6 protein-coding genes are annotated in these 22,106 nt (G+C 33.2%); 4 read left to right on the forward strand and 2 right to left on the reverse strand.

Features of this window, described 5'->3' with window-relative positions:
- Nucleotides 1-542: 542 nt before the first annotated feature.
- The 4 genes from A9G17_RS12580 (at nucleotide 543) to A9G17_RS12595 (ending at nucleotide 18,680) form a co-directional block, all read left to right on the forward strand.
- Nucleotides 543-15,425, forward strand: a complete 14,883-nt coding sequence (locus A9G17_RS12580) for a non-ribosomal peptide synthetase (protein ID WP_065739015.1) — start codon at nucleotides 543-545, stop codon at nucleotides 15,423-15,425.
- A 65-nt stretch (nucleotides 15,426-15,490) separates the two neighbouring features.
- On the forward strand, nucleotides 15,491-16,156 hold the full coding sequence (locus tag A9G17_RS12585) for a 4'-phosphopantetheinyl transferase family protein (RefSeq protein WP_065739016.1): 666 nt from the start codon (nucleotides 15,491-15,493) through the stop codon (nucleotides 16,154-16,156).
- Between the two features lie 86 nt (nucleotides 16,157-16,242).
- Nucleotides 16,243-17,643, forward strand: a complete 1,401-nt coding sequence (locus tag A9G17_RS12590) for a hypothetical protein (protein WP_065739017.1) — start codon at nucleotides 16,243-16,245, stop codon at nucleotides 17,641-17,643.
- 17 nt (nucleotides 17,644-17,660) lie between these two features.
- Nucleotides 17,661-18,680, forward strand: a complete 1,020-nt coding sequence (locus tag A9G17_RS12595) for an SPFH domain-containing protein (protein WP_065739018.1) — start codon at nucleotides 17,661-17,663, stop codon at nucleotides 18,678-18,680.
- Nucleotides 18,681-18,844: 164 nt separating this feature from the next.
- Here A9G17_RS12595 and A9G17_RS12600 read toward each other — a convergent pair whose 3' ends face one another.
- Both A9G17_RS12600 and A9G17_RS12605 read right to left on the reverse strand, forming a co-directional pair.
- Nucleotides 18,845-20,374 carry a glycoside hydrolase family 43 protein gene (locus tag A9G17_RS12600; RefSeq protein WP_065739019.1) on the reverse strand — a complete coding sequence of 510 codons (1,530 nt, stop codon included), beginning with the start codon at nucleotides 20,372-20,374 and terminating at the stop codon, nucleotides 18,845-18,847.
- Between the two features lie 45 nt (nucleotides 20,375-20,419).
- The gene (locus A9G17_RS12605) at nucleotides 20,420-21,805 is read right to left on the reverse strand and encodes a glycoside-pentoside-hexuronide (GPH):cation symporter (protein WP_065739020.1); all 1,386 of its coding nucleotides are present in this window, start codon (nucleotides 21,803-21,805) and stop codon (nucleotides 20,420-20,422) included.
- Nucleotides 21,806-22,106: the final 301 nt, after the last annotated feature.

A 22,106-nucleotide genomic window follows, 5' to 3' on the forward strand; every position in this document is an offset into this window, starting at 1 on the left:
AAAAAAATTAAAGATAAATAATACAAATAGTTATAATTAATATGAATTTTGTGATTTCTTAAAAAATAGTAAAAAAATATTGATAATAAAAATGGTTAATATGAGTATCATTATACTTGGCATTCTTTCAAATTGATTAAAAATCCGCCAAAGTCGCTAAAATTTATTTAACAAAAAATTTTTTGTAAAAAAATTTAAAGTTTTGTAAATCTCACTAATATTGAGTAACGTATTGAATTTTATTATAATTATTTGAATTTGTCAAAAAAACTCCATTTTCGTAACCTACTAAAAAAATCCCTCCACATATAACCAAATTAATAAAATGTGATTAATATCATAAAGTTAATTTAAATTTTACTTAAACAGTTTACATGAACAGATAATCTATATAATATTGTAATTTGTAAAGAATGCATAAATTAACAGCATTATTTACTAAGCTTTTATAAATGATTTGAAAGCTTGTTTCGTAGGACGAAAAAAGAGCAGTACATAATGATTATAAATTAATAAAATTAATACATTTTACAGGCAAAAAAATGAAAGAAATAAAACTTACTCCCTATCAATCAATATTTTATTATGAATGGCTAGCAAATCCGTCAAGAAGTGATTACAACATTGTCTCTGATAATATAATCTCTGGAGAGCTTAATAGAGAAAAACTTTTTGAAAGTTTCATGAATATTATTAGTGAGCATTTTGTTTTTCGCAGTTTCATTGTAAATCAGGACGATGGTATTTTTTGGAAAAAAAGAGAATCAATTACCGAAGAGGATTTAAAAACACTCTTAGTTTATCACGATCAACCCTTAAGTAACGAAGATATCAGTAAAATAGTTTCGGAGCCCTTTGATTTAGAGAAAGATATTCCTGCACGATTCCATATTATTCAAATCGGTCATCAACAATATCGAACTATTTTAGTATTTCATCATATTTTAGTTGATGGAGTAAGTACTCAAGAGTTTTGGGATAAATTAGGTCAATATTATAATGATATACCTTATGAGCTACCGTCATATGAAGTACAAGCTCAAATGCATCAAAAACTTAATGATTCGTATCATGAAATTTTAACAACTCAAAAACAACAGATGGAAGATTTCTGGAAAGAAGAGTTACAAGATGTTAAAAATATCGATTTTACTTTCTTAAAGTTATCAACCGAAAAACCAAAGCAATCAAATCAATTTAAGCCTTATATTAGTGAATTTACTTTTAGCTATGATGAAAATATTTATAATCAAGTTAAAGCAATACGACGTAAACATAAGATAACACCTTATTTATTCGGTCAATTGGTAATGGCTTTGCTATTAAACAAAATGACCTCTCAAACCGCAATTCCTCTTGTTTATCCAATTGCTTTCAATGAAGGTAAAGAATTAATCTACGGCGCTCATATTAATACATTACCTGTTGTTTACCATTTTGAAGAAAATTCAACCTTAGAATCTGTTATACAAAATATTCTGGTTCATTATAAAAAGGTTAAACAAACTGGTGCTAAATACTTACCAATTTACGATATCATGCAATTTGCTGAAAATCCTAATATTCTGGATGTAGCGTTTGTGCAAACCTTTGTTCGAGATCATAAAATGAATCTGAATGGGATGATTGATGGAGCGGTTAATCATGAATTTCAAATAGATTTATCTAATAAATTGGTGTTTGAACAAGAAGAACATAACAACCGAATTAACTATCGTGTTAAATTTAGTGAACAGCAATTAGATAAACAATTGGTTGAACAACTTGTGATGTTCTATCAGAGACTGTTTATAAAATTACTTAACTATTTAAGCAATGATCAAGCCGATATTTTAGTAAATGATATTGAGTTACTGAATGAAGATGATTTAAAAGTTTTAATTCATGATATAAATCAAACCCAACAACCTTATAAGAGTGATAAAATAATTGCTCAGTTATTTGAAGAACAATGCCAAAAGACACCAAACAATACTGCTGTGTTTTTTGAACAAATTGAGATGTCTTACTCTGAATTGAACAACAAAGCTAATCAATTTGCTCATTATCTTCAAGATCATTTTTCTATCAAACCAAATGATTTAGTTGGTCTTTATTTAGATCGTACCGAGCAAATTATTGTTGCTATTTTAGCTGTGCTTAAATCTGGAGCCGCTTATGTTCCAATCGATCCAACGGCACCTGATGAGCGTAATAAATATATTTTAGAGGATGCCAATATTCGTGCAGTTATTACACATTCTCATTATATCGATAAATTGAATGTGCTAATGCCAGCCGTTGAAAGTGTTCCGGTTGATGATCCATCTTTTATTGCCACCTTACAAAACTATTCCACCGACAATACGATTATCGAAACTAAACCTAATGATTTAGCTTATGTTATTTATACTAGTGGAACAACAGGCAATCCGAAAGGAACGTTAATTGAACAACACAGTGTTAATCGCTTAATTGTTGATGCTAATTATGTAGAGGTTGATGAGTCAGATCGCATAGTATGTATTGCAGGATATCATTTCGATGCATCGATTTATGAAATATTCAGTGCGTTACTCAATGGTGCTGGAGTCGTTATTACTGCTAAAGAAAATCTTTTAGATTTAGATAAATTTAATCAGTTGATTGAGCAATATCATATTACCAATTTCCTTGCTATATCAACATTTTTCAATACGTTAGTTGATGCTCAGTTGCCTAATCTAGCGAAATTGCGCTATATTTTAGCTGGAGGAGAAGCCTTATCAGCCGTTCACGTAAATAAATTCCTTAAATTATACCCGAATGTTAACCTCGTAAATGCTTATGGTCCGACAGAAACAACAACGCTTGCTACGACTTATTTAACGAATCAAAGTCAAACATCATTCGGTAACAATGTTCCTATTGGTGTACCATTGCCTAATACATCGGTATATGTATTGAATCCACAACGACGCCCATTACCTATTGGCTGTATTGGTGAGCTTTATATTGGTGGCGCAGGGGTAGGTCGTGGTTATCTGAATAATGTTGAGATGACCAATAAAGTGTTCATTGAAAATCCATTTCAAACAGAAGATGAACGAAAGCAAAATTACAATGATCGTATCTATAAAACAGGTGATTTAGTCCGTTTGTTGCCTGATGGTAATATTGAATATATCGGTCGTAATGACTTCCAAGTAAAAATCCGTGGTTTCCGTATAGAGCTTGGTGAGATCGAAGCGCAATTAATGATGCATCCACAGATTAAACAAGCCACAGTATTAGCACTAAATAATCAAAGTGGTTATAAATATTTAGCTGCATATTATGTCTCAGATAATGAACTTGATTCAGCAGAATTGGCAGCGTATTTAATCAATCTGTTACCGGAATATATGGTTCCTTCAACATTTGTTCATTTATTAGTTATGCCTGTGACGATTAATGGTAAAATTGATCAAAGAGCATTACCAAAACCAGTCTTACTGACCCAAACTAGCTATGTTGCACCTAGCTCAACCTCTGAGCATAAAATCGTAGATGCAATAGCCAGTTTATTAGGATTTGAAGCGACTGCTATCAGTGTTACAGATGATTTCTTCCGTTTAGGTGGTAATAGTATTTTAGCTATCAAATTATCAAGTAAGTTGACTCGAGAATTTGACCGTTCTATTCGAGTGGCTGATATTTTTACTTTCCGTACTGCGCAAAAAATAGCTCAATTTATTGATAAGAATCAAGAAAAAAGACAGTCAATTAGTGTGATGCCTGTTGATCATATTGAACAACAATTATTGTCCTTTGCACAAGAGCGTCTATGGTTTATCGATTCTTATGAAGGTGGTAGTAATGCCTATAATGTTCCATTGGTATTTAAACTAACAAGCACTACAGATATTAATCTACTTGAAAAAGCAATATACGCAATTATTGAACGACATGAAGTTTTACGTTCATTAATTAAAACGAATGCACAAGGAATTGGTTATCAACAAGTTATTGATTTACAACAATTCCCATGGAAGATTAATAAACAAAAATGTTCAAGCAAAGCAGAACTTGAAGCTGCAATTTATGAGGATCTGCATAGAACATTTATTTTATCCGAAGAATTACCGATTTATGTTTGCTGTTATCAATTTGCTGGTGACAGCTACTTAAGCATTGTCATTCATCATATTGCATTTGATGGTTGGTCAACAGATATCTTTTTGGATGAGTTAGTCAATCTTTATCATTATGTTACAGCTCTATCTCAAGGAGATAACCAATATGCTGAAACATTACGTTTACCAGCAGTCGAAGTTCAATATAAAGATTTCGCTTTATGGCAACGTAATCTTTTAAAAGGTGATTTTTTAAATAATCAATTAAATTTCTGGAAAGGACAGTTAGAAGATTTTGAACAGCTTAATTTGCCTACAGATTATCCGCGTCCAAGGGAAATTGATTACACTGGTCATGATATTCCTTTTGAACTTAATGAACAAATAAGTCAACAAATCCGTTCATTAGCTAATGAACTCAATGTGAGTGTCTATTCAGTATTATTGAGTGGTTTCTATTTATTATTAGGTACTTTTAGCAATCAAAAAGATGTAGTTGTTGGTTCTCCAATTGCGGGTAGAAATTATTCAGGTATTGAAAATACTATAGGATTTTTTGTTAATACTATCGCATTACGTAAATGTATTGATCCGAAAGATAGTTTAAAATCATTTATTTTACAAACCAGTGAATTAGTTACTCAAGCTCAACAATATCAAGATTTGCCATTTGAACGATTGGTTGATGCATTAGCGATTGAGAAAGATTCTTCACGGAATCCAATATTCCAAGTAATGTTTGGTGTACAATCATTTGGGTCAGCGATACATAATGGTAAAACTGAAGAGCTATTAACTTTATATCAAAGTGAAATTGTCAATTATCAATCTGCTAAGTTTGATATGACGGTAATGCTTGATGACTCTAAATCAGCTATTACTGGTTTATTCAATTATGCTTGCAAACTGTATCGGAAAGAGACAATTGAGCACTACATCACTATTTATCAAACTATTTTAGAACAGTTTGCTCAAATGTGTGAGTCAGAACAATCGTTAACTGAAATGCGTTTAGTTGATGCGGCTACTTTCAATAAATTGATCTTTGATAAAAATAAACCGTTTCAATCTTATGCAAGAGACAAGTCTATTGCAGAATTGTTTGAAGAAAAAGCCCAGCAAGTACCTGATCATATTGCAGTCATTTTCCAAAATACTGAGCTATCTTATCAAGAAATTAATGAGCAAGCCAATCAGTTAGCGCGTTACTTGAAAGAACACTTTGATATAAAACCTAACGATTTGATTGGTCTTTATCTTGATCGTTCACAATATATCTTGATCTGCTTCTTAGCTATTTTGAAAGCTGGTGGAGCTTATGTTCCAATGGATCCTAATGCACCAGATACACGTAACGAATTTATAATACAAGATGCTCAAGTTAAAGCCGTTCTTACAACCGAAAATCATTGTGAGAAGGTAACTAATTTAGCTCCTAATGTATCCATACTCGCTGTTGATCAAGCTGATTTTGTCGATAATCTAAAACATTATGCGAAAGATAATCTTTTAATTAAAGTGAAACCGCATGATTTAGTTTATGTTATCTATACGAGTGGAACAACGGGCAATCCAAAAGGAACGCTGATTGAGCATCAAAATCTTAATAACTTTATTGTTAATGCTAATTATGTCAAAATCAACTCTAACGATCGTTTACTAAGCATCTCTGGTTATCAATTTGACGGTTCTGTTTACGATCTCTATACCCCTTTACTTAATGGCGTGACACTGGTTATTGTTGAAAAAGAGACATTCTTAGATTTAGAGCAGTTTAACAAGTTAATTGGTGATAAAAAAATCACTAATTTCTGTTGTACAACCACCTTCTTCAATGCATTAGTCGATAATGAAGTTGCTAATTTAAAATTATTAAATTACATATTCGTTGGTGGTGAAGCTTTATCCGCATATCATGTTAATAAGTGCCATCAACTTTATCCGCATGTCAATGTGGTTAATGCTTATGGACCAACTGAAACCACTGTATTTACTGTTTCTTATTTAACTAACTTAGCACAAGAACCATTTACTTACAGTGTACCAATCGGTAAGGCATTGACGAATGTATCGCTGTATATTCTAGATGAACAACGTCGTCCTGTACCTGAGGGGGCAATTGGTGAACTTTATGTAGGTGGTGATGGTGTTGGTCGTGGTTATTTACATAAACCTGAATTGACAGATAAAGTATTTATCCAAAATCCATTCCAAACTGTTGTCGAAAAGGCGCAAAATTATAATGCGCGAATCTATAAAACTGGCGATTTAGTGCGTTATTTAGCGGATGGCAATATTGATTATATTGGTCGTAATGATTTCCAAGTTAAAATTCGAGGATTTAGAATTGAACTTGCAGAAATTGAAACTTGTTTAGTCAACCATCCTGATATTCAGCAAGCTGCAGTACTAGCTTTGAAAAATAGTGCTGGTGCTAAATATATAGCTGCTTATTATGTGGCTAAACAATCATTGAGCCAAGAACAACTCGTTGGTTATTTACAACAATCTCTTCCTGAATATATGATTCCGGCTGCGTTTGTTCATCTTGACGCTATGCCAATGAACATGAATGGTAAATTGGATCGTAAAGCGTTGCCAACACCACAGCTTCTTGATGAGAAAAACTACGTCGGTCCAACAAATGAAACTGAGGCTATTTTCTGTCAAACCTTTGCAAATATACTTGGTTTACAAGCCAATGAAATCAGTATTCATGATGATTTCTTCAAACTCGGTGGGGATAGTATTAGCAGTATCCAACTTACCAACCGAATTAAACAGGCTCTTAATTATTATCTATCAATTAAAGATATTTTCAATTTAAGAACGGTAGAAGCTTTAAGTAATCATGTGATTAATAATCGTCATGAATCAAAAGTCAGTGTGGAAACCGAACAAGGAATTTTAACGGGAACTCTTGAACTTTCACCTATTCAACAGTGGTTCTTTAAAGAAGTCGAAGTTAGCCGATTTCCAGACTATCACCATTGGAATCAAGCATTTTTGCTTAAAGTTCCAATGCTTGACGTTGATTTACTCAAATTAAGTGTTCAAAAATTGCTTGAATATCATGATATGTTACGAGTTAATTATCATGATTCAGTTGCAACTTATCAATCACTGCCTGATAAATTGCCATTTTCTACTCAAAATATTACTGGTTGGTCGCAAGATAAGATTCACCAATTATTGACCGATTGGCAAAGTCATTTTACCTTTAATCAAGGGGCATTATGTCATTTTGGTTATTTAATTGGTTTTGATGATAACTCTGCTCGTATACATGTTGCTGCGCATCATTTAAATATTGATGCAGTAAGTTGGCGTATCATTAAAGATGATCTAGAAGCGATTTATCAGTATTTAAGCCAACAATCATCCGTTGATGCCAATATCAATATTAAAGATATTTTAGGTGAAAAAGGTAGTAGTTATCGTCAATGGGTCAATAAACAACAACAATATTCAACGCTCATTGCCAATGCAAAAGAACCTGCTTATTGGCAAAATATATTGGCTGATATTAATCAGTATCATAATCACCTTGATCAACATCGTGTTGATACATTATATCAAGCCAAAATGCAGCTGTCTAAGACGCAAACATCTCGTTTACTTAGTCAGGTTAATAAGGTATATGGAACTGAAATCAACGATATTTTATTAACAGCACTTGCACAAGCGTTAAAATTGGTATTCAGTGGTAATGATCACTATATTTTATTAGAAGGCCACGGACGAGAAGATCTCTACAATGAAATTGATATTAATAACACAGTTGGTTGGTTTACCAGTATGTATCCAGTTAAACTAATGGTGAATAACCATAATGTTATTAATAATGTTGCCATGATTAAAGATACCTTAAGACAAATACCAAACCATGGTGTAGGTTATGGTTATTTGGTAGGTTATATTAAACAAGCTTTACCAGCGATTAGTTTTAACTATTTAGGTCAATTTGATAGTACTGAAAAAGCTAATAAATGGCGATTTAGCGATGAAGATAGTGGTTTAGCGATGTCTTCTAATAATCGGATGACTGACTTTTTATCTGTTAACGGCGGTATTTTGGATGATCAATTACAATTTGCTATTACAGGATACGTCAATAATGTACACGGCGAAGCTTTAGTTACGGCCTTTACTCAACAGCTTAATGAGCTCATTGATCAATTAGTACTGATTGAACGTAGCTATTTGACACAATCTGACATTAATAACGTGATCTCTCCAACACTGCTTAATTCATTACAGAGCGATAAAGAAATAGAAGCAATTTATCCTGCAAATAGTTTACAGCAAGGGTTTATATATCATGCTGTTTCGCAGGGAGATTCAGATAATGCTTATCGAATTCAGATGATTTGGGATTATCATAATTCACTGAATATTAATTTGCTTGAACAAGCATGGCATCTTACGCAGCAAAAATTTCCTTCATTACGATTACGTTTTTCATGGGTAGAAGAACTGGTACAGATTATTGATAAACAATCTGATTTTGCGTGGCAATTTGTTGATCTTAGCAATCAAACTCAAGAGCAACAACAAGTCAGCATGAATAAATTGATTAAACAAGATGAACAAATCGGTTATGATTTAATGAAAGGCCAACTATTTAGAGTGACCTTAATTAAATGTTCTGATGAGAATTATCGATGTTTATTTAATAATCATCATGCTATTTTAGATGGTTGGAGTTTACCTGTCTTACTAAATGATGTTCATCAAAATTATTTAGCTTTATTACATCAAAAAGAGATTACTATCCAAGAAGATAGCAGTTATTTAGCTGCACAATCTTACTTACAAAGTAAAACCAATGAGACAGCATCATTCTGGAAACAATACCTTAATGTTGAACTTGAACCTGAAAATCTAGAGAGCTTACTTAAAGCAGATTTAAGGCATATTAACTTAGCTGACCATAAATATGTTGAAAATCCACAAGAAATTTCGATAGAGATTGGTTCTCAACAATGTGAGCAATTAAAATCATTATGTAAAAACAATGAGTTTACATTAAATGCTTTGGTTCAATATTGTTGGCATCAACAATTAAGCATTTTTGGTAATAGCAAAACTACCGTTGTTGGTATGACGGTATCGGGTCGTAATTTACCGATTGACGGTATAGAAAATTCTATCGGGCTTTATATTAATACATTACCTGTAATTTTAGAGCATAGTGATGGTAGCGTCATTGAAACCATCAAAATGTTACAATCACACATTAATAATGTGAATAATAACAGTAATATTAATCTGATTGAATTACAAAAATCGGGTACACGTCTATTTAATTCATTATTTGTATTTGAAAATTACCCATTATCAGAAAGCGAAGAAGATGAATTAAAAATTGTGTTCCAAGGCGGTAATGAAAAACTTGATTATCCTCTCGGAATTGTGGTCTTCGAGGCTGCTGGTAAGCTATCGATTAAAATCAAATATGCTGGAGAACTCTTTAATGACTTAGCTATTAAACGTGTATTGAAAGGAATAGAATTAACCTTAACACATTTAGTTAAAAATCCAGCTATAGAGGCATCTAAGCTTAACTTATTAACTGAGCAAGAGTATGACCAATTATTCGTTAACCAACAAAAAAATATTGTTCCATTTGAACATCATAAACTCGCGAGCCAATTGTTTGAAGAGCAAGTTCAGAAAACACCTGACTCTATTGCAGTTGTTTATGAAGGAATAACATTAACTTATCAAAGTTTGAATGAACAAGCGAATCAACTTGCAAATTATTTACGATCTCAATTATCAATCCAACCTGATGATTTAATTGCGTTATATTTAGATAAATCGCAATATATGATAGTCAGTATTTTAGCTGTGCTCAAAGCTGGGGCTGCTTATGTACCAATTAGTCCAAGCACGCCAGCAGAACGAGTAGAGTTAATTCTTAATGATACTAAAGCGAAAGGTGTGTTAACTCATGCTCATTATGCTAAAGAATTAACCCAATTAAAAACTGAATGGCAACCAGAAGTTATTGCTGTTGATGATCCATCTATGGGTAACAAACTTTCACAGTTTGATAAACACAATGTGGTCACTTCAACACAAGCCCATCATTTGGCGTATGTTATCTATACGAGTGGTACCACTGGACTACCAAAAGGTGTGATGATTGAACACCATGGAATAGCTAATTTAGCAACAGTTCAGCAAGACATTTTAGAACTACAATTATGTCATCATGAACAAGATCAGAAAAACGTTCTGTGGTATTCAAATTATATTTTTGATGCACATGCTTTCGAAATATATAACGCCTTACTTAATGGTCATCAGTTGCACATTCTTTCAGAAGATAAACGTTTAGACTTTATAGCATTATCAAAATATACCCAAGATCAACATATTGATTTTGCCTTTATCCCACCAGCTTTACTAGATCAAGATGAGCTGCTTTCAGTACCTGTTTTGACAGTGGGTGGTGAAGCTGTTAATGCTAAATTAGTGAATCGTTATTGTCAGCAGGGTATCAAGTTAATTAATGTTTATGGACCAAGTGAAACGACTGTCTGGGCTATGGCTCATCGTTATAGTAAAGATGACCTAAATACAGATTTGGGACAAGCCATTAAAAACGTTACTTTGTATGTTCTTGATGAATATTTGCGTCCTGTACCTCCTGGTGTTATTGGTGAATTATATATCGGTGGTGCGGGTGTTGGTCGTGGTTATCTAAATAACCCTGAATTGACAAATCAGTCATTTATCGCAAATCCATTCCAAACCAGTGAGGAAAAAGCGCAAAATTATAATGCTCGAATTTATAAAACGGGCGATCTGGTTCGTTATTTACCAAACGGTCATATTGAATATATTGGTCGTAATGATTTTCAGGTTAAAATCCGCGGTTTCAGAATTGAATTAGGTGAGATTGAAACAAGATTAATCAGCCATCCTCAAATTAAGCAGGTACTTGTTGTGGCGCTGACTAATAATCAAGGTAATAAATATCTTGCTGCTTATTATGTATCTGATTCAGCCCTAGATCAGACTGAATTAACCAGCTATTTAGAACAAACATTACCTGAATATATGGTTCCGGCAGCCTTTGTACATCTAACGGTTATGCCTGTTAATGTGAATGGCAAAATTGATCGTAAAGCATTGCCAATGCCTAATTTTGTTATGCAAGAAAGTTATGTTGCTCCTAGTACAGTGACTGAACAACAGTTAGTTGCAGATATTGCTGAACTATTAGGGATGGATATCGACTCAATTAGTGTGGTCGATGACTTCTTTAGATTAGGTGGTAATAGTATTTTAGCTATTAAATTGTCAAGTAAAATAGCTAAAACTTTTGAACGTGATGTGCGTGTGGGTGATATTTTTACCTATCGTACTATTCAGGAAATTGCGAAATTTATTGATAGTAATCACCAAAAACGTCAATCAATTACCATACAACAGGTGGCTAATGAACAAGAACAGAGATTATCCTTTGCGCAGGAACGTTTATGGTTTATTGATTGTTATGAAGGGGGTAGCAACGCCTACAATATACCATTGGTATTTAAACTTCTGCCAGAGACTAATATCTCGTTTGTTGAGCAAGCGTTACAAGAAATTGTTGAGCGCCATGAAGTATTGCGTTCATTAATTAAAAATACCACAGATGGTGTTGCCTACCAACAAGTGATAAGTTTGCAACAGCAACCGTTAGCAATCGAAAATCATTATTGTGATAGTCAAGCTGAATTAGATAAAGCGATTCATAATCATGTATACAAAGTATTCATGTTATCTCAGGAGTTACCGATTTCGATTTGTCGCTATCAATTAGCTCAAGAGAATTATATGAGTATTGTGATCCATCATATTGCATTTGATGGTTGGTCAATTGATCTGTTCATTAATGAGTTCAGACAGTTATATCAATACTATGAGGCTTTATCTTTAGGTGATAGTAATCAAGCGGTTGCATTTAACTTACCACCTGTCGAAGTGCAATATAAAGACTTTGCTTTATGGCAACGGCAGTATTTACAAGGTGATATTTTGAATCAGCAATTGCGGTTCTGGCAAGATCAACTAGCTGATTTTGAACCGCTTAATTTGCCAACTGACTATGTTCGTCCGCAGCAAATTGATTATACTGGTCAAAATCTCATGTTTGAGCTTGATTATGATATCAGCCAACAAATACGTTCATTAGCAAAAGAACTTAATGTTAGTGTTTATTCAGTGCTACTTAGTGGTTTCTATTTACTACTTAGTTCATTTAGCAATCAAAAAGATATTATCATTGGTTCACCAATTGCTGGAAGACATTATCAGGGTACAGAAAATACCATAGGCTTCTTTGTTAATACATTAGCATTAAGAAAATGTATTGAACCAAGCGACAGCCTAAAAATGTTCATTTTGCAGACCAGTGAATTAATTACACAAGCTCAACAATATCAAGATCTACCATTTGAGCGCTTAGTTGATGCTTTATCGATTGAAAAAGATACCTCAAGGCATCCTATTTTCCAAGTAATGTTTGGCGTACAGTCATTTGGTGAAGACGGGAAAGAGGATAATTTATTGCAACGTTATTATAATGACAATGCAAGTTATCAAGCTGCTAAGTTTGATATGACCGTAATGCTTGATGATTCTAAACCAGCGATAACTGGCTTGTTCAATTATGCTACTAAACTCTATAAGCCGCAGACTATTGAACACTATATCACTATTTATGAATCAATCTTGCAACAATTTACAAAGATGTATCAACAGCAACAAGCTCTGACAGACTTACGTCTGATTGATAACTTAACTTATCAAAAAGTGATCTTTGATTGGAATAAGACGCGTTGCGATTATCCAACCGATGTGACAATGCATCAATTGTTTGAAAGACAAGTATTAAGAACACCAAATAATCTAGCTTTAGTTTATGAAAATGATCGCTTGACCTATCAAGAGCTTAATGAACAAGCTAATCAGCTAGCACATTATTTGCGAGAAAACTTTAATATTCAGCCTGATGATTTGGTGGCGATCTGTCTTGAACGTTGTAAATATATGTTGGTAAGTATCTTAGCTATCTTGAAGGCAGGAGGGGCTTATGTACCAATGGATCCTAATATGCCAGAAGATCGTCTCAGTTATATGATAGAAGATACCAAAGCTAAGGTTGTATTAACGACTAACTTAAGTTACGAAAAGATCAATTCTTTAGTTTCTAAGGATCAAGTTGCATTGAACTTGCAATCCTCACAAACTATTGATTGCTTGAGTAAATATCCAACAACTAATCCAACGCCATTGGCACAACCTAAAAACTTAGCTTACGTAATTTATACCAGCGGTACGACTGGTAAGCCAAAAGGTGTAATGTTAGAGCACCAAGGTGCGGTTAACCGTATTATTTGGATGAATAACGAGTATCCGATTACTGAAAAGGATCATATTTTACAAAAAACAAATTATACCTTTGATGTTTCGGTGTGGGAGCTATTTTGGGCGAATTGGTATGGTGCTTGTATTGTTTTTGCTCATTCAGAACTTTATAAAGATAATGTTTATCTTGCAGAGTTGATTGAAGCTGAACAAATCACCGTATTACATTTTGTGCCATCTATGTTAGTTGCATTTGTGGAAACATTAGAAGCGCAACCTAATTTGGTTCCTAAAGTTCAGGGATTAAAATATCTGTTCTGTAGTGGTGAAGCACTTAATCTTTATGAAGTGAAAAAATGTCAAGTGTTGATGCCAAACTGTGAGGTACATAATCTTTATGGACCAACAGAAGCAACCATTGATGTCCTTTATTATGATTGTAACAATCCGAATATTTCACAAGTATTAATCGGTAAACCTATTGCTAATACTTCGGCTTATGTTCTTAATGAATTATTACAGCCAGTACCTATTGGCGGAATAGGTGAGTTGTATGTCGGTGGTGATAATGTCGCTAGAGGTTATCTAAATAACATTCCATTATCAAATGAACGTTTTATTGCTAATCCGTTCCAAACGGAAGCAGAAAAAGCACAAGATTACAACGGTCGAATTTATAAAACCGGCGATCTTGTTCGTTCTTTAGCTGATGGTAATATTGAGTATTTAGGTCGTAATGACTTCCAAGTTAAAATTCGCGGATTCAGAATTGAACTAGGTGAAATTGAAGCTCGATTAACCCAATATAATGGAATTAAACATAGCATTGTTATCGCTTATGAACAGGCTTCGGGCAGTAAGTATTTGGTTGCTTATTATCTTGCTAATGAGGAGATTGATAGCCAATTATTACAAGCTCATTTAAATGAAACTTTACCGGGATATATGATTCCGTCAGCATTTATATATTTAACTGAATTACCAATTACTTCAAATGGTAAGTTAAATCGTCGAGCTCTACCAAAACCAGAGCTTACCGATAAGGTTGAGTATGTCGCGCCAGAAAATGATGCTGAAAGAAGATTATGTGACATCTTTGCTAATATCCTTAAAATTCCTGCTGAAGAAATTAGTATGCATGATAGTTTCTTCCGATTAGGTGGTAATAGTATCTTGGCTATGATGCTTAATAACCGAATTAATGATGCGTTTAAAGTTAAAATGCGTTTAGTTGATATTTTAAGTGTCAACACAATTCGGGAATTAGCGAAAAAAATCTCAACGGCTAAACAGCAGTTTAATCCTATTGTGGAATTAAGAGTTGATCATGAAAAACCACAAATTTTTATGATTCACCCTGGATTAGGCGGATGTGATGTTTATCAATCATTAGCGAATAAGTTATCTTCAAAATACAGTTGTTTTGGTGTAGATTCTTACAATTTATATCATGACAAACCTATTGAGGATCTCAATGTATTAGCGCAATATTATTTGGATCATATCAATAAAGTTGCAACGAAAGAACAGCCAATCAAATTACTTGGTTGGTCTTTAGGTGGCAACATTGCGTTACAAATCGCAGTACTACTTGAGCAGCAAGGAATCGAAAAGATTGAAGTTTATCTATTGGATACTTGGCTATTAAAAGAGCAGGATTTAGAACAATATAATCATCCAGTAAACATTACTCATGCTATGGATCGATTAAATCTACCTGCGCATGTACGCGATCAGATTGAGGTTTATGCAAAAATTGATAACAAGCTCGTTATACAGCCAATATCTGCTCAATTGAAACACACTCAAGTTGTGTTGTTTAAAGCTGAACAGATTGAACAAGGTAGAGATTTAGCTGAAAAATATGTATTAAATAATATTGATACTTATTTGCAGGATAATTCTCAATTAAAATTGGTTAAGTTAGATTGTGATCACTACACAATTTTATCTCATGAACAAGAGATCTTAGCTCAAATTTTATAACCTTAATATTAACTATCCCCTTAAAATAAACCTTATTTTAAGGGGATGCTTTTTAGGTAAAGATAATGAACTTTATTTATTTAGCGAATATCAATAATCTATCGTGGTCTGTTTTACAGGATCAAAAAAAAATACTTAGCCACTCCGCGCAGTTAGATATCGAGAAATATAAATTTGAGCAAGATAAATGCCGTAGTTTAGTTGGCAAAATGCTGTTGCTTTATTCTTTACAATGTCATGAACAATTACAACAATCCCACTTACCCATCATTGATTATGGTCTTTACCGAAAGCCATTTATTCATTCAATGAAAGGACATTTCAATATTTCACATTCTCATGATTGGGTTGCTTGTGTATATAGTAGTAATGGTGAAGTTGGTATAGATATTGAACACATTAAGCCAGTTAATATTATTGACTATCAAGATGTTATGACTGGAAATGAGTACCAAAGAGCACTTAATAATCCAAATTTTGACTTCTTTCAATTATGGACATTAAAAGAAGCAATTATGAAAGCTCAAGGGCAGGGATTCTATCTCTCACCATCTTCGTTTGAGTTACCGTTCCCCTTTTATAATGATGAGATTGTAGAAATTAACCACACACGTTGGTTTGTTTATAGTCAAAGCTTTGCCAATGAATATAAGTTGTCTTTGGCTTCTTTATATCCAATCGTTGAAAATGTACAAGTCATTCCATTGCAACTCGATCAATTTTGGCAGTAATTAATTATTAAAGTGACACTTAATTATAAAGTAGATAAAATAGCAAAAATTATACATTTATAAAATAACAATTAGAGTAAATCGGAATGGCAAAGCAAATTAAAGTAATAAAATGTCCAAATTGCGGCAGTATAGAAAAAACGGAAATAAAACCTGAACATTATCGTTGTGAAAATTGTAATACCGAATATTTTTTAGATAGTGATGATATAAATGTAAATGTTAAATATCATAATCATAATCAGAATAGTACACAAACAAATTATCTTGATGAAGCTAACATTAAATCAATTATTATTATTGTTGCATGTATCGTTGTTGCTATTGTTTTCGGTAGTTTGATTTCAATATTCTTTAAATCAAAATCCTATTCGAATAATTCATATTCAAATCCTCCTGTAACTCATACAACAAAATCAACAAAGAGTGATACAACCTTACCTGCTGAGACAAAAAATAGTGTCAAAGACGTTAATTATCATTATTGTTCATTAACGTTAGTTGAGAACAAACCTTTCATTATTAGCATTGCTCAACGCAAATACAGCCAATCAAGCCAAAGTAAATACTTTTTTATTGTTCATGATTTGCTTGCTTATAAAATTGTTCAAGAAAGTGAAATTGCAGATTTAAAATTGGATAATTTTGGGAACGTAAAATGGGATTCCTATGATTTTACTCAAGATAAAACTTATCTAACTGCAGGAAAACGAGCCGCTTTCCTACTTGATAAAAAGAAACTTACTTTGACGGATGTAACCTCATCATTATTAGAAAATTACCCTCAATACAATACGGGTATAGCATCGATTAATATTACCACTGCTCAAAGTACAAGAGGTGCTCGTGTTTTCCATATACTTACTGATGATGGACAAAAAATTTATTATTTTCCAATTCAGGACAAAGCTTATGTCGATAATAACGATTTTTACATGGCACTTAAGAACTTTGATCAAGTAAATGATAGCAGTGAACATACGGCTTTTAGCTTTGCTCAACGATATGATAAAGATTTTAAATTAATTAAATTCATCTATGTCAGCCCTGATGGCAAAAGTTATTATACCTTTACTTCCGCTGATGTAGGCGATGAAAGAACAGATGGTTCTGGTAAATTCACTGATGAGGCAAGTGCTTATAACATTGATAATACTTTTTATCGAAATTCTAAATATCGATTAGTTTCTCATCAAAATTTAACGCCGAACAGATTATATTTTAGCCCTGAAATTGTTTATTTTGACGATACTTCATTAATTATAAAAACTAAAGCGAGTGCTAGCCCTGATTCACATTACAATTACCAAAGACTTGATACAAACACAGGCAAAGTATTGTGGACACTATCGGAAGATAAGATTAGGATTAAAGAGGTCACTCATTTAAATGATAATTTTATTGCTAAACAAAACTGTGATAAATATGCAATTATTAGTTCCGATGGAACGATTTCAAAAGAAATAACATTAACTCAAGAAAAATAAAATATAAGGTAATCTAAATGGCTTTAGGCAATTTTTTTAAAAAACAATTAAAAACAGTCATAGAATGGACAAACCAAGAGCCGGATGTCTTATTCTATGAGTTTCCAACCCCAACAAGCGAAATAAAAAATGCCAGTAAACTCATTATTAATCCTGGTCAGGGTTGTATTTTAGTTTACAAAGGTGAAGTAATTGATGTAATTATCAAATCGGGGATTTACGAACTTTCAACATCAAACCATCCATTTATTACGAACTTGGTGAAAATATTACAGAGTTTTGAAAGTGAAAATAAACTGCATGTTTACTTTTTCCGATTAGCTAGCTTAGTTGATCAGAAATGGGGAACAGCAACACCAATTAAGTATGTTGATAGTGTATATCAATTTCCAATTGAGCTTGGTGCTTATGGTACCTATTCGATTAAAATTGAGCATGCTGGGCTGTTTTTCAAAGAAATTGTTGGGACCAATTCAATTTATACAGCAAAAGATCTTAATAAGTTGATGATGTCACGTATTATACCTACCATCTCATCACAGTTAGCGACTGAAAGTTATTCATATCAGAATATAGATTCTCAGTTAATTATGTTATCTCAACAAATTAAAGATAATCTTCAAGTTCCTTTTACTAAATTAGGTCTTGTTTTGGATGATTTTCAAGTTGAAGCAACATCGTTTAATCAAGAAACATTGGATCGAATCAATAGAATTGCCGATTCAAGAACTGATGCACTAGCGGCCAAAGAAGTTGGCTTGAATTATGTTGAACATGAAAAACTTAAAGCTCTACGTGATGCAGCACAAAATGAAGGTGGACTTGCTGGAGCTGGTTTACAAATCGGTGCAGGTGTGGAGTTAGCTAAATCGTTTGATCTAAACAATACAAATACGACTTCGACAGCGAATAATACAGCAAATAGTAATGAAGAAATCATCAAGCAATTAAAACAATTGAAAGAGCTAGCGGATGCTGGGATTTTAACGCAAGAGGAGTTTAATGCGAAAAAAGCTCAATTGCTTGAAAAGATTTAAAAAATGATGTAACAGTAAATTTATTAGTTTGTTGATAATTGTTTATTTTACAGAAACAGATATAAGTTAAAATTAAGAATAGATGTGATTATTGATTTAAACTTAATCAATATCAAGAAATTGCTCAATTCATCAATATGTTATTGAGCAATTTTTCTAGCCAATTAGTTATCTATTATATCGAAATATTCGAATTCACACTTGCCGTTGGTTGCTTGTTTTGCTTGAGTTGAGGCAAAAATACCAACTTTGGCACCCATCCATTTCCCTTTACCTGCGGCAAAATTACGTGTTATTTTTATCCATTGATTATCTTGTTTTGCATAATAAAATTGGCAAATCCCATTGAGTCCAACATCAACCTTAAATTGGCAAACAGATGTACTGAGTTGCGTAATTTCTTCCTGATATTCATCAACGATACCTGAATCTTTCATCCACCCGTAACGATAGCACAAAATATATTTGTCATGGTTAAAGTTAATGGTCAGTGCTGCATAACGTTCACCATAGATAATTAAGCCAGCAAAATCACCAGATTGTTCAGGAATGAATGTCACTTTGGTTTGAGCACTGAATTGAAATGATGAAAATTTTTGTAATAAAAGATTCGGCGCAAAATAGAGTGTTTGTTGTTGATTACGGATTGGAAGCGGCACACAATTTAGAGTCAATGTTCTCCTATTTTCAGCTAACCACTGTTTTTGTGGATTAGCTAGCCATTGCCATTGTAAACCAAACTTACCCTCTTGAAAATTATCACTGGTTTGAATTTTATAATCGACGGCGGAGTGATTAACGGTTGGTTTTTTTGCGGATAAAACAGGTTGACCTGCAATGTTATCATCAATTATTTCACCAATTCTTGGCCAGTCATCTTCACCCCAATACATGGGTTGTAAATGAACTATGCGACCGTATAAATGAGCATCTTGAAAGTGTACAAACCAACATTCATTATTTTGCAATTCTACCCATCCCCCCTGATGAGGGCCATTGATTGGCGTATTACCTTGAAAAAGAACGTTACGGGCGACCCAAGGACCTTTAATATGTTTACTGCGTAATATCGTTTGCCAACCTGTTTCAACGCCTCCCGCTGGTGCAAAAATATAATACCAATCGTTTCTTTTATATACTTTGGGTCCTTCAAGTGTCGGTAAATCAGCCGTTCCATCATAAATAATTAGTCCTTCACCAATTAAGGCTGAACCATCACTTTCCATTTGAAACAGTTGTAATTTATGTTTAAGTCCACATCGGCTTTGTGCAAAAGCATGAATCAACCATGCATTACCATCATCATCCCAAAAAGGGCAGGGATCTATCCATCCCTTGGCTAATTGAACGCAGTGCGGGTTACTCCATTTTCCCCATGGATTGTCGGTATTGCACATAAATATACCTTCATCAGGCGTGCTAAAAAACACCCAAAATCTTTGGTCATGATAACGAATAGACGGTGCCCAAACCCCTTTACCAGGTTGAACTTCGTCATAACCAGATAAATTTAGTGAAGAAAAAACATGGTTAATAATCTGCCAATTTACCAAATTTTTGGAATGTAAAATCGGAATAGCTGGCATGTGATTAAAGCTAGATGAAACCATAAAAAAATCATCATTAACTCGAATAATATCTGGATCTGAATAGTCAGCGCAGATGATTGGATTTTTATAATAGTCAAAACTCATACTGTTCCCTTTTATTAAACTACTTTATTGATGTAAGTTTCAATCCTAATTGTGATTTTCAACGCTTTTTTGTCTGGTAAGTAAATCTTCTTGGATTTTTTCCATCATTTTGTTATCTAATTTATAAAAACGCATTAACCACCATAGTAATAAGTAAGAAAATGCAGGGCCAATGGTTAATAATCCGATAATCCCTTTAGTGGCAAGTGGTGTTTGGACATCTACACCTGCTTGATAACCGAGTAAACCTAGACAAACACCAACCAAAGCGCCGGCGACAGCCATACCCAATTTTAAGGCAAATAAATTACCAGAAAAAGAAAGGCCTGTTGCTCTTCTACCAAATTTCCATTCACCATAATCTGCTGCATTAGCCATCATATTCCATTTAAACGGTTGATACATTTGATGGAAAAAACCAATTAAAAAATAGAGTGGAAATACTACAGAGAGCCAAACGGGCGGCACAAAAAACATGATTACACCAATGGCAAATAGAATTAAATTTATATTTTTAAAAAGTTGGATTGCGGTAAATCGTTTTGCAAAATATCCCGCAGCCATTGCCCCGAGTATTGTGCCAATAACTGAAGTTGATACAAAAGCTGATTTCATTGCTGTTCCCGATGTAGAGCTAATTCCTCCTATCATTAAATAGGTGGCATAATAAAGGGTTGCAGAACTTCTCATTACTCCAGCCATACTTGAAAAAAAGGTAATAATCGCCACAATACACCATTGATCATTAGCTAATAAGCATTTCAAATCTTTTTTTACGCTAACGTTATTATCTTCAATCGGGGTGACTCTTTCTTTGGTTGTTAAAAAACAGAATATTAGCATTCCAATTGCAATCAAGCCCATAAATGCCATAGTGAGTTGAAAGCCAAGTTGTTTATCTTCTTTACCTAGCCAATCGACTAAAAATAATGTGCTCATTGAGACCATTAGACCTGATGCTGATGAGATAGTAAAACGAAACGATTGAGCTGAAAGTCTCTCTTTTTCATTTCGAGTGATAACCCCTCCGAGTGCACAATAAGGAATATTAATAAATGTATAGCAGAGCATTAATAATGCATAGGAGATATAGGCATAGAGTAATTTTCCTGAATAACCAAAATCTGGAGTCGTGTAGGTCATTACTGCCAAAACAGCGTATGGGATAGCAAACCAAATTAACCAAGGACGAAATCTTCCCCATTTGGTTTTAGTTCGATCAGCAAGCATTCCTGTTATTGGGTCGATGATTGCATCAAAAATTCGTGTTGCTAAAAACATAATCCCGACTGCTGCGGCTGATAGACCATAAATATCAGTATAAAAGTAGGTTAAAAACATAGTTACGGAAGAATAAACGATTCCGCATGCGGCATCACCCATTCCAAAACCAATTTTTTCCATGACTGATAATTTTTGATTATTATCCATCAATTTCTCCTTAGAATTATATAAACTCATTGCTTATCAAAATTTTTCATTAAATTGATAACTATTTAGAAGTTATTTTGTTAGTTAACGATTAGATGAGTTTATAAAATTCATTTTCAAAACAATATTATGATTTTACGTAAGTTAATTACAATATATGGTTAATGTGATAGATATCACAGTTCTGATTTTTATAACCTTGTTTTATGACAAGTGACTATCTTAAAAATAATGATAAATAGGAATAATTGATTTGTGGAACAAGAGAGGTGGATAAAGTTGATCTATTAGCTAATTAGAT

The sequence above is a fragment of the Gilliamella sp. wkB7 genome, assembly GCF_001693435.1.
GTDB classification, from domain to species: domain Bacteria; phylum Pseudomonadota; class Gammaproteobacteria; order Enterobacterales; family Orbaceae; genus Gilliamella; species Gilliamella apicola_N.